We start from the raw sequence: 14,375 nt of genomic DNA on the forward strand, positions 1-14,375 counted from the left end.
AGTATCGCGCCCATCATGCCCGGCCATCACCGCATGCAGGAGCTCGTCGGCTGATTCAATTTGCTTCAATCGCTCCGGATAATTGTTGTAAGATCAAGCCTCGACCAACACGGACCAACACGGAAAAATCGCGCTACCGTCGTCTAAAATTCCCGATTGCCGTTCTGTCCACACGCCGCTCGACGACGGCGCTGACGCGCGACCTCAGGAGAGAACCATGACCATCACCATCAAGGTCGGAGAGGCCAAGACACACCTGTCAAATCTGTTGGCCAAGGTCGAAGCCGGCGAGGAAGTCATCATTTCGCGCGGCAACAATCCGATCGCGAAACTGAGCCGAATTCCCAAGACCAACGACCTGGGCGCCCTGATCGAAGAAGTCCGCGCCGCGCGGGCCAGGGCCAAGCCCGTCACGACCGAGGAGATCGTGGCCTGGAAGCATGAAGGCCATCGCTACTGATGATCTTCGTCCTTGATGCATCCGTTGCGGCCGCATGGCTCCTTCGGAGGAGCACAGTGAGGCGGCTGAAGCACTGATTGGCGCATTGACAGCACAAGCCCGGTGCCGTCGCTGTTCTGGCACCAGGCCCGCAGCATCGTTCTGATGGCCGAACGTCGCAACCGCATCGCTCCGGGCGAGGCGATCGCGGCAATGGGCCGGTTGCGGCGCTGCCGCTCGAGGATGCAGGAACGGGCGGTGACGGATCTGTTTTGGCGCTGGCTACAAGCCACGGGCTGAGCGCCTACGATGCCGTGTACCTGTCACTGGCTCTCGAGCGAACGCTTCCGCTCGCCACGTTGGACCGCAAGCTGGTCGCAGCAGCACTAGTGTTGTGACTCTAACACTCGACGCCCTCGTGCGACCTTTTCAAGGATGTCAGCAGCCTTGGCGGCCCAGATGAAGGGTTTGGGGTCGGCATTGTGATGCTCCAGGTAGGCCTCGATCGCGATCGTCAGGTCGGTCACGCTGCGGAAGACGCCGCGGCGGATGGCGTCGTCGGTGATGAGCCCGAAGAAGCGCTCGACCTGGTTCAGCCAGGAGCCAGAGGTCGGCGTGAAGTGGAGGCGGAAGCGCTTATGCCGGGCAAGCCAGGCTTTGACCTTGGGATGCTTGTGGGTGGCGTAGTTGTCGACCACCAAATCCAGGGCGAAGTGCTTGGGCGTGTTGCGATCGATCGTGCGCAGGAAGCGCAGGAACTCCTGGTGGCGGTGTCGCGGCATGCATTCGCCGATGACCTTGCCGGTGGCCACGTCGAGGGCGGCAAACAGTGTCGTGGTGCCGTTGCGCTTGTAGTCATGGGTCATCGTGCCGGCCCGCCCCTTCTTGATGGGCAGCCCCGGCTGCGTGCGGTCGAGCGCCTGGATTTGGCTCTTCTCGTCGACGCAAAGCACCAGGGCTTTGTCCGGCGGGTTGAGATAAAGGCCGACGACGTCCTGGACCTTCTCGACGAACGCCTTGTCATTGGACAGCTTGAATTTTTTGATCAGATGCGGCTTCAGCCCGTGCGCTGCCCAGATGCGCTGCACGCTCGACGGGCTGAGCCCCACCACCTTGGCGAGCTTGCGCACCGACCAATGGGTGCTCGCCGGCGGCTTCTGATGCAGCGTCATATCCACCACACGCTTGATCACCTCGGCCGAAAGCGGCGGCTTGCGGCTCGGCCGGCTGGCATCCCGCTTCAGCCCCTCAATGCCGCACGCAACGTAACGATCACGCCAGCGATAGGCGGTTCGCTTGGTTTTGCCGGTCGCCCGTACAATCGCGGTGACGCCGTCGCCGTCCGCCCACATCAGCACGATCCGCGCCCGCCAAACCCATTTCTGTGGCGAGTTGCGGTCCGCCACCCAACCTTCCAGCGTCGCCCGATCCTCAGGAGACAACCGGATGCCCGATTCAGTTGACATGCCCTCTGACTCGCACATCAGAGAGCTAAAGGGAATCCTTTCGTTAGAGACGGAACACTAGCCGAGGGCATCGAGATCGTTGGGCCCCTCGGCAATGGCTGAATCCCCGGCCCCATGTCGCCTTCCTCTCGGGCTGGCGAAGGACGCGACGTTCCCTCGCCCGCTATGGGGAGAGTGACGACCGTCACTTCGCCGGCGCCACCCAGATCTCGGCGTCGAGCCTCTTGGTCGCAAGGCCGCGCGCGATGGCTTCGGCGCTGCGGGCGTTTTTCGATAAGGCCGCGGCCTGACGCTTGCTGATCACCAGCCCTTCTGCCAGTGCCCGGTTTCCCGAAAACACCCGCGACAGGAACGGCACGCGACTGCCGCGCGCCCGCGAAAACCGCGCCGGCATCGTTTGCCGGGCCGTGTGGGCGACGACCTCGTCGATCCAGCCTTCCGCCAACCGCGCGCCCGGCTCCAGCAGCAGCAGCCAGTCGCCCTTGGCCTGCCTGATGCCGGCAGCAATGCCGCCGCTCGCCACATAAAGGCAGCCGGCATGTTCGGCAACGCGGTGCGTCTGGTCGGTCGAGCCGGTGTCGCAAACGATGACATCGCGCACCACGCCCTCGACCGCGCCGCCGATCAGCGAGGCGAGCGTGCGGGCAAGTCTCTCTTCGTCATTCAGGGTCTGGATGAGAACGCTGAGCATCGTTAGCCGAATAGCGGAAAGCCGGGGGCAGCGCCAGTTTTTGCATTGCGTCATAAAAATGTTCTTGATTTGTTCCAATCGATAAAATAGGATTATTTTCATGAACAGAGCGATTCGACAGCCAACCGACAGTCCTTGGGAGAGGGCGAAAATGGAACAGATCGTACGTGCCGACATTGCCGCCTTCGGGGCTGGAAGAGCCGAGATGGCCAATGCAATGATCGAGCAGAGCGGCGTCCGTATCCGCCCCGAGCGCAATCGCGGCCGATCCGCCGGCATCAACCCGTCCGGCCGGTTCGAACCGGTCAGCCGGCATGTGTTCGACGATGGCTGGAATTCGCTGGAGGAGCTGCCGCCGTTCAAGACCGAGGTGCAGGTCGAGAAGCCGCGCACCATCATCACCCGCAACGAATCGCCCGACATTTCCTTCGACCGCTCGATCAACCCCTATCGCGGCTGCGAACACGGCTGCGTCTATTGCTTCGCCCGTCCGACGCACAGCTTCATGGGCCTGTCGCCGGGGCTGGATTTCGAATCGAAGCTGTTCGCCAAGCCGGATGCGGCGCGGCTGCTCGACAAGGAACTGTCGAAGGACGGCTATCAGCCGCGCACCATCGCCATCGGCACCAACACCGATCCCTACCAGCCGATCGAGAAGCAGTACCGGATCATGCGCGAGATCCTCGAAGTGCTGGAGGCGCGCGGCCACCCGGTCGGCATCGTCACCAAATCGGCGCTGGTGACGCGCGACATCGACATTCTGGCGCGCATGGCCGAACGCGGACTGGCCAAGGTGGCGCTATCGGTGACGACGCTCGACCGCATGCTGGCGCGCACCATGGAACCCCGCGCGTCGACGCCAACCAAGCGGCTGGAGGCGATCAGGCAGCTTTCGGATGCCGGCATTCCGGCCTCTGTCATGGTCGCGCCGATCGTTCCCGGCCTGACCGACCAGGAGATGGAGCGCATCCTCGATTCGGCTTACGCGGCGGGAGCGCGCGAGGCAGGCTATGTCCTGCTGCGTCTGCCGCTGGAGGTGGCGCCGATCTTCAAGGACTGGCTGCTGCGCCACTATCCCGACCGCTATCGCCACGTCATGTCGCTGATCCGCTCAATGCGCGACGGCAAGGATTACGATTCGGAATGGGGCAAGCGGATGAAAGGCTCCGGTCCCTATGCCTGGCAGATCGGCCGGCGCTTCGAGATCGCCGCCAAAAGGCTTGGCCTCAACGCCGAGCGGCGGTCGCTCAGGACCGACCAGTTCGTCGCTGCGGCCAAGGCAACCGAGCAACTGATGTTGCTTTGAAGACATCATGTGCCGCCGTTGCCGGCTGCACATGAAAAAAATCCCGTCCGGCCTGTCCTGTCCCCGGGCTTGCAGACGGTGCCCTCCGGGTCCGGTGCCTCACCCGACCCGGAGGGGCTTGCGGAGAATCGGAGCCGATGCGAACCTCGCCGCAACATGGCTCGCGCGCGCTCTGATTCTCCGCTTCTCTTCGAAATCGTCGAGAGACCCGATTTCTCCTTCGAGACGAAGGCGATGGCCGAAGGCCTATGGCCGGTGGCGGGAATGGACGAGGCGGGCCGTGGCCCGCTCGCCGGGCCGGTCGTGGCGGCAGCGGTGGTGCTCGATCCCGCCAACATTCCCGACGGCCTCGACGATTCCAAGCGCCTTAGCCATTTGCAGCGCGAGGCGCTGTTCCTGAAAATCCTCGGCTCCGCTCTTGGCGTGTCGATGGCTTCGGTCAGCGCGGAAGGCATCGATGGCAGCAATATTCTCAAGGCAAGCCTCGAGGCGATGCGTCGCGCTTTGGTCGGGCTCTCGGTGCAGCCAAAGCTGGCCCTGGCCGACGGGCGCGACGTGCCACCCGGACTGCCATGTGAAGGCAGAGCGCTGATCAAGGGCGACCAGCGCTCGCAGTCGATCGCCGCCGCCTCGATCGTCGCCAAGGTGATGCGCGACCGCATGATGTGCGGCTGCGGCAGCCATCACGCGCATTACGGTTTCGAACTCCATATGGGCTACGCCACAGTCCGCCACCGTGCCGCGATCGAGCTGCATGGACCGGTGGCGCGGCTGCACCGCGCGTCCTTCGCACCGTTCCGGCTTGGCGGAACCGAAGTGCTCGACGAAGAGAGTTTTTCGGGTCTGGATTAAGCGATGGTCCATCGTCGCGCTTTCCCCCCTTGAGGGGGAGATGGCCGGCAGGCCTGAGGGGGTAGCCGCGCGTGAAGCGCCAACCTCCTCTTTCATTCGACGTATTATCCGATACCGCGTCGCGCCAGCCGAAGCGACCCCCTCTGTCGCCTTCGGCGACATCTCCCCCTCAAGGGGGGAGATTACCCGCTCAGCCGCTTTCGCCTAACAAAAAAGCCGCCAGGTTGCCCGGGCGGCTTCGATTACACGACCGTTGTGGCCCTCAATTCAGCTTCGACTTCACGTCCTGAAGCGAGGCCCTGAACAGGTCGGCACCCGCGTTTGCGTCAATCTTGCCGGCGAGCAGCGTGCGTGCGGCTTCGACGGCGATATCGACGGCGCTGGCGCGCACCTCGCTGATCGCCTCCCGCTCGGCCTGACCGATCTTCTGTTCGGCAAGTGCGGTGCGCCGGGCGACATAGTCCTCGGTCTTCTTGTGCGCCTCGGCAGCCAGCATATCGGCCTCGCGCTTGGCGGCGGCGACGATGTCGGCGGCCTCCTGCTCGGCCTCCTTGCGCTTGCGCTGGTATTGGCCGAGCAATTGCTGTGCCTCCTCGCGCAGCCGGCGCGCTTCTTCAAGCTCGTTGCGGATCTTGTCGGCGCGGGCGTCGAGCGCCTTGGCGATCAGCTTAGGCACCTTGATGTAGACGGCAATGGCCAGGAAAATGACCAGGGCAACGGTGGCCCAAAGCGTCGCGAGTGATGTGGCGTCCATGATGCGCTCCTCACCGGGCCACGGATTTGACGGCTGCCGCGATCTCGGCCTTGCTGGCCTTGCCGCCGACAAGCGCCTCGACGATGGCAGAAGCGGTGTCCTCGGCGATCGTGCCGACTTCCTTCATGGCATTGGCCTTGATGGATGAAATGCGAGCCTCGGCTTCGCCAAGCTTCTGGTCAAGCGCTGCCTCGACCTTCTTGCGGGCGGCCTCGGCTTCCGCCTTGGCGGCATCGTTGGCCTGCTGGCCGATCGCATTGGCCTTGGTCTTGGCCTCCGCCAGTTCTTGCTCATAGGCGGCAACGGCGGCATCGGCCTCTCCCTTCAGCCTGGCGGCATGATCGAGATCCTGCGTGATGCGGTCGTTGCGGACATCGATGATGCCGCCGACACGCGGCATCACCACCTTCTTCAGGAACAGGTAGAACAGCCCGAAGGTGATCGCCAGCCACAGAAGCTGCGACGGGAATGTCGCCGGATCGAATGGCGGGAACACGCCGTGCGCCTCGGCAGGCACGCCGGTGCCGGAATGCGTATCGCCTTCCGTGCCGGTGTGGCCGTCTTCGACGGTGGGCGCGGACTCTTGCGCAAAGGCAGATGTCACGAACATGGACTATCCCCTGATATCAGGCCCGCCGCTGATTGCGGCCGGCCCGTCCAATTCCCAATGTTAGCCGAACAGGGCTCAGCCGAACAGGGCCAGAAGCGCGATGAGAAGGGAGAAGATGCCCAGCGCTTCGGTCACGGCGAAGCCGAAGATCAGGCGGCCGAACTGGCCATCCGCGGCCGACGGGTTGCGCAGCGCGCCCGCCAGATAGCTGCCGAAGATGTTGCCGAGGCCAATACCGGCGCCACCCATGCCGAGGCATGCGATGCCGGCGCCGATGAACTTTGCTGCTTCTGCTTCCATTTGTTCAACTCCTTTGGATCTAAAATTCCGTTGCAATTCCATCCGGCAGAAATGCCGGAAACTCTTGGCCAGCCTGGGTCAGTGCCCGGGATGCAGGGCGTCGTTCAGATACATGCAGGTCAGCACGGCAAAGACGTAGGCTTGCAGGAAGGCGACCAGCAATTCCAGCGCCGTCAGCGCCACGGCCATCGCCAGCGGCAGGACCGATCCGGCAATGCCGAGCGTGCCAAGCGCGCTCAAGCTCACCACGAAGCCGGAGAACACCTTCAGCGTGATGTGGCCGGCCAGCATATTGGCAAACAGACGAACCGAGAGGCTGACCGGGCGCGAAACGAAGGAAATCACCTCGATCAGCACGACCAGCGGCAGCAGGTAAATCGGCACGCCATGCGGGACGAACAGTTTCAGGAAACCGAGGCCGTGCTTCATGAACCCGTAGACGACGACGGTTCCGATCACCAGCGCGGCAAGGCCGAAAGTGACGATGATATGGCTGGTGACGGTGAAAAAATACGGGAAAAGACCGAGCAGATTGGCGACGAGCACGAACATGAACAGCGAAAATACCAAGGGGAAGAACTTCATGCCTTGCGTTCCGGCTGCGTCCCTCAGCATGTTGCCGACGAATTCGTAGGCCATTTCCGAGACCGACTGAAGACGGGTGGGGACGAGGCTGCGGCTTGAGGTGGTGAGATAGAGGAACGCCGATGCGACGACCACGGTCGCGACCATGAAGAGGGCCGAATTGGTGAAGGACAGGTCGTAGCCGCCGATCTCGATCGGAATCAGCTTGTTGATATGGAACTGGTGAATCGGATCGACCTTGTCAGCAGCCACTTTAAATCCCCATCAAAGCCGCACGCGGCTTTAGCGTCCTGTTCACTGCGCCGGCAAACGGCGCCTCAAGTTCATTCTTTCGGATCGCGGGTTTTGTCGCCCTGTCCGAATTCCGCCATAAGCCCTGCGGAGCGCAGGACGTTGAGCACGCCGGCGCCAAAACCCAGCAGCAAAAAAACGATCAGACCCCATGGCGATGTCCCCGCCACACGGTCGATGATCCAGCCGAGACCAGCACCAACCACTATCCCGGCGATGAACTCGCTGGATAGCTTGAGCGCCTGGCCATATCCGGCCGCACTGCCCGCTTTCGCGTCGTCTTTCCCCTCGAGCCGGTCCGGCCGCCTTGTCGCAAGCGATGCTTCAAGGTCGCGCCGGCGGCGCTCAAGATCGTCGTCGCGGATGTCGGCTTGACGCTGTTTGCCGCGGCCGGTTTCTCCGGTTCCGTCTGGCCCATTCTTGTCGGCCATCGTAACCCCCTTGCCCGGTCAGATCGTCGCCGTCCGTCCGCTCTTAAGTCGCCGGCAACATAGTTAGAGGGTCCGCGCCCGTCAAGCCACGGGCGGGACTTCAGCCTTAAGTATTTTCTCTATCGAAATCAATGGCTTGCCGGGGTGCGACATCGTGCCCGCTACCGTCGTTGGCGTGCCGCGGCCGAATCCCTGCGCCGAGGGGTCTTCGATCGAGCGTGCCCGGGGCCTTGCCGGAGCGCTCAGCTCCAGCCGCCGCCATAGGTGCGGTAGAAGATGTGCAGGCCGATCTTGGTCATTTTTTTCATCGTCCGCGCCCAACCCGGGTTGACGTAGTTGGCGTAGTAATGGGTCGACGATCCGACTTCCGGGATGAAGATCTTGCCGGCAGTGACTGCCATGGCGATATCCTGCGCGGTCTTGTAGTGGGCCGGGCTCTGGATGCGTTTCTTCCTGCCGTCACAAGCGAAGGAAAACTGGCAACGGTTGAACCACTTGTCGTTCTGGTAGACGACGCCGCAGATCGAGTTCGGATAGGCCGGATTGCGAACGCGATTGAGGATGACCTGGGCGACGGCGGCCTGGCCGCGCACGGATTCACCGCGCGCCTCGAAATAGATGCCGTTGGCGAGGCAAGTCTGTTCCGGCTTGGAGAAGACGCTCGCCGGCAGCGGAGTTTGCATCCACGAATGATCGCCCTTGGCCACCGGCGGAATGAAACGGCCATCGTTCGGCTTCTCGTCCTGAAGCAAGGCCTCGAAGGGCGAAGCCTGCGCATAGTCGGGCGCGGCCGCTGCGTAGGCGGTCGCCAGGACGTCAGGGCGGTCGTTGTTGACCAGCGCGGCCAGCATGGCCGGCACGCCAGGATCCGGCTTCTTGTCGACGCGCCTATGAAACGCGGCGGCAATCTGGATCTCCTTGCCTTTGATCTCGGGCTTGGCGAAAGCCATTTTCAGGCCGCTGTCCATGCTCGGGCGAAGCAGCGAGGAGGTGCGCTCGAAAACCGAGCCGGCATTGAAGTTCTTCGGCGGCGCGACCGGCGAGACGATGATAATGCGGCCCTTCTTGTCGGCGCGCATGATGCGGTCCTCGTCGGGCGTCGTGCTGGCCACGCTGCCCTTTCTGCGAAACGACACGGCGCCGATGCCGGGCAACCGGACGCCGGAACCCGAGATCGAGCCGGTGGTGTCGGAATCGAGGAAAGGCATCTCGGCGGCATGGACCGAGCCGGCGACGGATTTCTCGACATAGGCGTTCCAGCGGGCGTTCGGCGCCTTGAGGCCCGAAATCAGGCTCGTCATGTCCTGGTAGGCGATGACATTGGGAAAGCCGACCCAGATGCCAAGTCCGATGACCAGAGGAGACAGAAAGGAACGTCTTTTCTCACCGGCGAAAGCGACAAGCCGCTTCAAAACACGTCGATGCACGGAACTCTCCAGAAACGCAACGGACCCCACTGGAGAGGCACAATGATGCATTAACCTTGATGGGGCGTTAACAGGTTGGATCGTGTTTGCCCTGTCGATCCTTCCCTGTCGATCTGAAGTCAGGCGCTTTTGCGGCCATGTTCGGGCCGAAGAAAGATCGGCCAGGCGATCAGTGCGCAAAAAGCCGCAGCCAGCCAGACGCCCGTCCACGACCAGAAGACGAGAAGCCCTGGAATGGCAATCGGCACCAGGAAGAACACGATAAAGACGAAGCTGTTGGCGAGGCCGAGCGCCGTTCCAGCGTGGTTTGCGCCGGCAAGCGTGGCAAGTTCGGTGTAGGCGACACCGTGCCATGAGGAAACACAGACGCCGGCAACAACCAGCAGTCCAAGGATCGCCGGCGAGAGGATCGGCTGCCACTCAGACATGGCGGCGGATGCCAGGACCAGCAGTCCAAGCGCTGCGAAGGCGATCACGCTCAGGGCGCTGCAAAGACGCAGGAACGATCGGCGGTTGCCGCGGCGATCCGTGAAGCGGCCGCTCCAGACGCGCATGACCATGGCGCCGATCTGCACGGCAGCCAGGCCTGCGCATCTGTGAACGCCCGGTGCCGATGATGAAAAGCGGTCGTTCGTTCTCCGCCAGGCGTACTACCAGGCGAACCGACTCTTACCCGACTTTCAATTGTGCATCGATTTGGCTGCTCCAGTACCGAACTCGTCGTCGTTTCGAAGCGCGGTTGGTCGCCGGCGCCGATCTGCTAAACTCCCCGCAGAAATGGAGCGAAGCAGATTGGCGGTTTTGATATGCGCCAAAAGAGGTGGTCTGTCGCGGACGTGGCGAGGGAACTCGAACGAGGCCGCAAGTCCTACAAACGGCATGCCTGGGCCGATGCCTACCAAGCACTCTCGCTCGCCGATAAAGTGGTTCCGCTGGCCGTCGAGGATCTCGAGTTGCTGGCGATGTCGGCGTATATGATCGCTCGGGATGACGACTATCTGAGAGCGCTTGACCGTGCCTACCACGCCTATCTGGATGCGGGCGAAAGTGTGCGCGCGGTTCGCTGCGCCTTCTGGCTGGGTTTGCGCCTGCTCTTTAGAGGAGAGACGGGCCGCGCGACCGGATGGCTCGCCCGTGCCAAGCGGCTTATCGAATGCGAGGAGCGCGATTGCGTTGAAGCGGGCTACCTGCTGTTGCCGGTGGTGCAGCAGCATATCGACGCCGGGGAATGGGAGGCCGCGTATGCCGCCGCGGGCAATGCCGCCGAGATCGGCGATCGCTTCGGAGAGGCAGACCTGATCGCCTGCGCCCGCCACCTGCAGGGCTTGGTTCTGATGCAACAGGGGCAGGTCGAGCAGGGGCTCAGGCTGCTAGACGAGGCCATGCTCGCGGTCACAGCTGGGGAGCTGTCGCCGCTGGTCACGGGTTTGATCTATTGCAGCGTGATCGACGGCTGTCAGCAAGTATACGCGGTGGACCGTGCCCGCGAATGGACGACCGCCCTTGCGCGGTGGTGCGAGGCACAACCCGAGATGGTCAGCTTTACCGGCAAGTGCCTGGTGCATCGCGCGGAAATCATGCAGCTGCACGGCGCCTGGCCGGAAGCGCTCGTGGAGGCGCGCCGCGGCTGCGAGCGTTTCGAAAAGGGCATCGATCCTCAGCGCCCCGCCTCGGCCTTCTATCAATTAGCGGAGATACACCGACTCCAGGGCGACTTTACAGCGGCTGAGGAGGCATACCGGAGCGCGAGCCGTTGGGGCTGGGAACCGCAGCCTGGCTTGGCCTTGTTACGGATGGCGCAAGGACGCGTTGAGATTGCGGCGGGAGCGATCCGACGCGTCGTCAGTGCTACTACCGACCCATTGCAGCTGGCAAGGCTCTTGCCCGCCTGTGTCGACATCATGTTGGATGCGGGCGAAATCGAGGATGCTCACGCTGCCTGCCAGACACTAAAGGAAATAACTGATCGCTTCGACACGGGCCTTCTTGGTGCGATTGCTGCCCACGCCCAAGGCGCTGTGGAACTGGCCGAAGGCGACGCTCAGGCTGCGCTGGGCTCGCTGCGCCGAGCTTTGCAGGGGTGGGAACAGGTCAAGGCGCCGTACATGACCGCACGCACGCGTTTGCTGGTGGGGCTGGCCTGCCGCGCTCTGGCGGACGAGGAAGGAGCAAGTTTGGAACTGGATGCGGCCTGCGCCGTGTTCGAACAGTTGGGAGCCGTGCCGGATCTCGCCCGGCTTGAATCGCTTACAAAGGGTCCACTGTCCGCTCATCCCCACGGACTGACGCCGCGTGAGTTGCAGGTCCTTCGGCTGATTGCCACCGGCAGGACCAACAAGGTCATCGCCGCCGAGCTGTTCTTGAGCCAGCGGACAGTCGACAGGCACGTAAGCAACATCTTCACCAAGCTCACCCTTCCTTCGCGGGCGGCCGCGACGGCCTACGCATACGAGCACAAGCTGATCTGAATCGATCGGCCATAGTGGGCGAAACTACCCATGCGGCGGTTGGCGCAAATTGGGTGATTTTGCCGAAGCGGCGCTGTGGCGATCCGTCCTAACGTCGATTTGCGGATCAACACCGTAGATACGAGCAGGAGGATGCCATGTCCGAGATACAAGCGCGGATGGCCGCTCAGGAGCCAGCAGAAGGGCTTCGCGGTCGCCGGTTTGTCGGCAAGCAGGCTCGTGAACGGCTGCTGGCGGAGATGCCTGTCACCGAGCGACGGCTGGAACTGGCTGGCATTCCGACCGCCGTGCTGGAAGGCGGAGACGGCCAGCCAATCGTCCTGCTGCATGGACCGGGAGAGCACGCGGCCAAGTGGATGCGGGTCATCCCGGACCTGGTGACGACACATCGCGTGGTCGCCCCCGACTTGCCGGGTCACGGAACGACTGATGTACCTGACGGCCCGCTGAGCACCGATCGCGTACTCGCGTGGCTCGGCGAACTGATCGAGCGAACCTGCCCGATGCCGCCGACGCTGGTGGGGCAAATCCTTGGCGGCGCCATAGCAGCGCGCTTCGCCAGCCACCGGAGCGACCGACTCAGCCGGCTCGTTCTTGTCGATACGCTCGGCCTGGGGTCATTCCAGCCGACGCCGGAGTTCGGGCTCGCCTTGACCGACTTCATGGCGGGGCCGACCGAGGAGACGCACGACAGGCTCTGGCGCCAATGCGCCTTCGATCTGGACCGCATGCGTGATCAGATGGGTGAGAGCTGGGAGTGGTTGAAGGCGTACAACCTCGATCGTGCCCGCGCGACGAACTTGCACGCGGCGCAGCACAGCCTCATGACGCAGTTCGGGATGCCCGCGATCCCGCCAGCGGACCTCATGCGGATCACGGTTCCCACGACTCTGATCTGGGGCAGGCACGACCTCGCGACGCAACTGGCGATCGCCGAGTCAGCGAGCACCCGCTACGGATGGCCGCTACATGTGATCGAGAACGCCGCCGACGATCCTCCCATCGAGCAGCCCGAAGCTTTTCTGCGGGCGTTGCGCGAGGCGCTCGAAACTTCGACCGGACGGGGGAACGTCACATGAACATGAGCGCCATCGACATCGCTGGTCTCGAGGGTGGGCGCGTCAACCTGACCTCAAAGCAGCTCGACGAATTGGAGGCGCGCCTTGAGGGGCCGCTGCTGCGCCCCGGCGATGAGGGCTGGGATGATGCTGTACTGATCTGGAACGGCATGGTGGCCAAGGTCCCGGCGCTCGTGCTCCAACCGACTTCGGCCCACGACGTCGCCGCGGCCGTGGGATTCGCACGTGACCACCGGCTGCTCCTTAGCGTGAAGGGCGGAGGCCATAACATCGGCGGAACTTCTATCACCGAGCGCGGCTTGGCGCTCGATATGACCCGCATGCGCGACGTCACAGTCATACCCAATGCCAAGCTCGCGCACGTCGGGCCCGGGTGTCTGCTCAAGGACGTCGACCGCGCGACACAGAAGCACGGGATGGCAACTGTGCTCGGCTTCATATCCGAGGTTGGCGTCAGCGGCTTGACCCTCGGCGGCGGCTTGGGATACCTGACGCGTCGGTTCGGTTGGACGGTCGACAACCTCGAGGAGGTCGAGATCGTCACTGCGGACGGCGAGATCCGCACCGCCAACCGCCATGAGAATGCCGACCTGTTCTGGGCGATCCGTGGCGCCGGTGCCAACCTCGGCGTTGTCACCCGGTTCACCTTCCACCTGCACGAAGTCGGCCCGACCGTCTACGGCGGACTCGTCGCCTGGCCCTTCGACCGGGCCGAAGTGATTCTCCGAGCCTACAGAAGGATCACCACCGAGGCGCCCCGGGAACTGGCCGTGTGGCTGAACCTCCTCCGTGCCCCGGCAGCGCCCTTTGTGCCAGAGCAGTGGCACGGGGAGCGGATCTGCGCGCTGGTCGTCTGTTACAGCGGCGACCTGGGCAACGTCGACGAGGTGTTCGCACCCATGCGGGCGTTGTCCGACCCCGTCGTGGATCTGCTTCAGGAGCAGCCCTATGCGCAAGTGCAGTCCTACCTCGACGCGGCAGAGCCGAAGGGCAACCACTACTACTGGAAGACCGAGTATGCCGCCGAGCTGAGCGACCGCCTCCTGTCGACCTGGCGGGACTTGGCCGCCGCGTGTCCCATCCCGGAAGCGCAGCTCGGAATCCTCCACCTCGGTGGAGCCCTCAACGAGCACGACGGGGACGACGGGGCCGTCGGGAACCGGGACGCCCGCTATGCCTGCGGCGTGATCGGCATCTGGAAGCCGGACGAACCCGAGGCGGACACGTTCCCGCAATGGGTCCGCGACGCATGGAAACGGATCCGACCCTTCTCAACCGGTGGCAACTACATCAATTTCCAGACCGCCGACGAGGACGAGGAGCGCATCTGGGCGACGTACGGCGCCAACTTCGACCGTCTCGTCGAGGTCAAGAAGAAGTACGACCCGGACAACGTGTTCCGCTCAAACCGGAACATCGCGCCTCGAACCCGAGCCGGGAATGCGTGAGCGAACCACGGCGTCGAACAAAGATCGAGGTCTATTTCATTGAGGCGGGCACGGACCCGCTGGTCGCTCGCGTTCATTCGAGCATGTCCGGCGGTTGGCTAAAGCGCGTCGCGTTTGAACGGATTCATGCGACGCGCTTTAAGTTCTTGTTTTTATGCATGTCGTTGTCGCAAAACCGCCCCGCACTTTTGCGCGACGGGCATTAAGTCGACGATCACTGGCGTATGA

General features: G+C 63.3%; 16 protein-coding genes. 7 read left to right on the top strand and 9 right to left on the bottom strand.

Annotation, left to right across the window (positions count from 1 at the left end):
• Window positions 1-217 precede the first annotated feature (217 nt).
• Window positions 218-460 (top strand): type II toxin-antitoxin system Phd/YefM family antitoxin, encoded by a 243-nt coding sequence (locus IHQ72_RS30215; RefSeq protein ID WP_258119214.1) that lies wholly within the window; start codon window positions 218-220, stop codon window positions 458-460.
• Between the two features lie 102 nt (window positions 461-562).
• A complete protein-coding gene (locus tag IHQ72_RS30220) occupies window positions 563-739 on the top strand; it encodes a PIN domain-containing protein (protein WP_258119215.1) in 177 nt (58 codons plus the stop codon).
• An 86-nt stretch (window positions 740-825) separates the two neighbouring features.
• Here IHQ72_RS30220 and IHQ72_RS30225 read toward each other — a convergent pair whose 3' ends face one another.
• Window positions 826-1,905, bottom strand: a complete 1,080-nt coding sequence (locus tag IHQ72_RS30225; protein ID WP_258116586.1) for an IS630 family transposase — start codon at window positions 1,903-1,905, stop codon at window positions 826-828.
• A 184-nt stretch (window positions 1,906-2,089) separates the two neighbouring features.
• Window positions 2,090-2,596 carry a glycosyltransferase gene (locus IHQ72_RS30230; protein WP_095491071.1) on the bottom strand — a complete coding sequence of 169 codons (507 nt, stop codon included), beginning with the start codon at window positions 2,594-2,596 and terminating at the stop codon, window positions 2,090-2,092.
• Window positions 2,597-2,747: 151 nt separating this feature from the next.
• Between IHQ72_RS30230 and IHQ72_RS30235 the strand changes: the two genes are divergently transcribed.
• Window positions 2,748-3,902: a PA0069 family radical SAM protein gene (locus tag IHQ72_RS30235; RefSeq protein WP_258119216.1), complete on the top strand. Its 1,155-nt coding sequence runs from the start codon at window positions 2,748-2,750 to the stop codon at window positions 3,900-3,902.
• A gap of 156 nt (window positions 3,903-4,058) precedes the next feature.
• The gene (rnhB, locus tag IHQ72_RS30240; RefSeq protein WP_258119217.1) at window positions 4,059-4,754 is read left to right on the top strand and encodes a ribonuclease HII; all 696 of its coding nucleotides are present in this window, start codon (window positions 4,059-4,061) and stop codon (window positions 4,752-4,754) included.
• 262 nt (window positions 4,755-5,016) lie between these two features.
• On the opposite strand, the gene IHQ72_RS30245 is transcribed toward rnhB, so the two are convergent.
• The 7 genes from IHQ72_RS30245 to IHQ72_RS30275 all read right to left on the bottom strand — a co-directional run bounded on the left by IHQ72_RS30245 (window position 5,017) and on the right by IHQ72_RS30275 (window position 9,727).
• Complete coding sequence (locus tag IHQ72_RS30245) at window positions 5,017-5,508, bottom strand: F0F1 ATP synthase subunit B (protein WP_258119218.1); 492 nt, start codon at window positions 5,506-5,508, stop codon at window positions 5,017-5,019.
• Between the two features lie 10 nt (window positions 5,509-5,518).
• Entirely contained in the window at window positions 5,519-6,118 is a 600-nt protein-coding gene (locus tag IHQ72_RS30250; RefSeq protein ID WP_258119219.1) for a F0F1 ATP synthase subunit B, read from the bottom strand.
• A 75-nt stretch (window positions 6,119-6,193) separates the two neighbouring features.
• Window positions 6,194-6,418: a F0F1 ATP synthase subunit C gene (locus tag IHQ72_RS30255; RefSeq protein ID WP_023799397.1), complete on the bottom strand. Its 225-nt coding sequence runs from the start codon at window positions 6,416-6,418 to the stop codon at window positions 6,194-6,196.
• A 78-nt stretch (window positions 6,419-6,496) separates the two neighbouring features.
• Window positions 6,497-7,255, bottom strand: a complete 759-nt coding sequence (locus IHQ72_RS30260; RefSeq protein WP_095491923.1) for a F0F1 ATP synthase subunit A — start codon at window positions 7,253-7,255, stop codon at window positions 6,497-6,499.
• Window positions 7,256-7,326: 71 nt separating this feature from the next.
• The gene (locus tag IHQ72_RS30265; protein ID WP_258119241.1) at window positions 7,327-7,725 is read right to left on the bottom strand and encodes an AtpZ/AtpI family protein; all 399 of its coding nucleotides are present in this window, start codon (window positions 7,723-7,725) and stop codon (window positions 7,327-7,329) included.
• Window positions 7,726-7,967: 242 nt separating this feature from the next.
• Window positions 7,968-9,152 (bottom strand): cell wall hydrolase, encoded by a 1,185-nt coding sequence (locus tag IHQ72_RS30270; RefSeq protein ID WP_258119242.1) that lies wholly within the window; start codon window positions 9,150-9,152, stop codon window positions 7,968-7,970.
• A 119-nt stretch (window positions 9,153-9,271) separates the two neighbouring features.
• Entirely contained in the window at window positions 9,272-9,727 is a 456-nt protein-coding gene (locus tag IHQ72_RS30275) for an MFS transporter (RefSeq protein ID WP_258119246.1), read from the bottom strand.
• A gap of 261 nt (window positions 9,728-9,988) precedes the next feature.
• On the opposite strand from IHQ72_RS30275, the gene IHQ72_RS36955 reads away from it, so the two are divergent.
• The 3 genes from IHQ72_RS36955 to IHQ72_RS30290 all read left to right on the top strand — a co-directional run bounded on the left by IHQ72_RS36955 (window position 9,989) and on the right by IHQ72_RS30290 (window position 14,147).
• Entirely contained in the window at window positions 9,989-11,620 is a 1,632-nt protein-coding gene (locus IHQ72_RS36955) for a LuxR C-terminal-related transcriptional regulator (RefSeq protein WP_309508711.1), read from the top strand.
• 137 nt (window positions 11,621-11,757) lie between these two features.
• A complete protein-coding gene (locus IHQ72_RS30285; protein ID WP_258119247.1) occupies window positions 11,758-12,699 on the top strand; it encodes an alpha/beta fold hydrolase in 942 nt (313 codons plus the stop codon).
• Entirely contained in the window at window positions 12,696-14,147 is a 1,452-nt protein-coding gene (locus IHQ72_RS30290) for an FAD-binding oxidoreductase (protein WP_258119248.1), read from the top strand. Before IHQ72_RS30285 ends, IHQ72_RS30290 begins: the two co-directional genes overlap by 4 nt.
• Window positions 14,148-14,375 lie beyond the last annotated feature (228 nt).

Origin of the sequence: Mesorhizobium onobrychidis, from assembly GCF_024707545.1 — a bacterium.
GTDB lineage: Bacteria > Pseudomonadota > Alphaproteobacteria > Rhizobiales > Rhizobiaceae > Mesorhizobium > Mesorhizobium onobrychidis.

Coding starts and splice junctions, on each gene's coding strand:
- rnhB (WP_258119217.1), top strand. CDS start 4,059: ATGGCTCGCGCGCGCTCTGATTCTCCGCTTCTCTTCGAAATCGTCGAG.
- IHQ72_RS30285 (WP_258119247.1), top strand. CDS start 11,758: ATGTCCGAGATACAAGCGCGGATGGCCGCTCAGGAGCCAGCAGAAGGG.
- IHQ72_RS30250 (WP_258119219.1), bottom strand. CDS start 6,118: ATGTTCGTGACATCTGCCTTTGCGCAAGAGTCCGCGCCCACCGTCGAA.
- IHQ72_RS30225 (WP_258116586.1), bottom strand. CDS start 1,905: ATGTCAACTGAATCGGGCATCCGGTTGTCTCCTGAGGATCGGGCGACG.
- IHQ72_RS30230 (WP_095491071.1), bottom strand. CDS start 2,596: ATGCTCAGCGTTCTCATCCAGACCCTGAATGACGAAGAGAGACTTGCC.
- IHQ72_RS30245 (WP_258119218.1), bottom strand. CDS start 5,508: ATGGACGCCACATCACTCGCGACGCTTTGGGCCACCGTTGCCCTGGTC.
- IHQ72_RS30255 (WP_023799397.1), bottom strand. CDS start 6,418: ATGGAAGCAGAAGCAGCAAAGTTCATCGGCGCCGGCATCGCATGCCTC.
- IHQ72_RS30215 (WP_258119214.1), top strand. CDS start 218: ATGACCATCACCATCAAGGTCGGAGAGGCCAAGACACACCTGTCAAAT.
- IHQ72_RS30235 (WP_258119216.1), top strand. CDS start 2,748: ATGGAACAGATCGTACGTGCCGACATTGCCGCCTTCGGGGCTGGAAGA.
- IHQ72_RS30265 (WP_258119241.1), bottom strand. CDS start 7,725: ATGGCCGACAAGAATGGGCCAGACGGAACCGGAGAAACCGGCCGCGGC.
- IHQ72_RS30290 (WP_258119248.1), top strand. CDS start 12,696: ATGAACATGAGCGCCATCGACATCGCTGGTCTCGAGGGTGGGCGCGTC.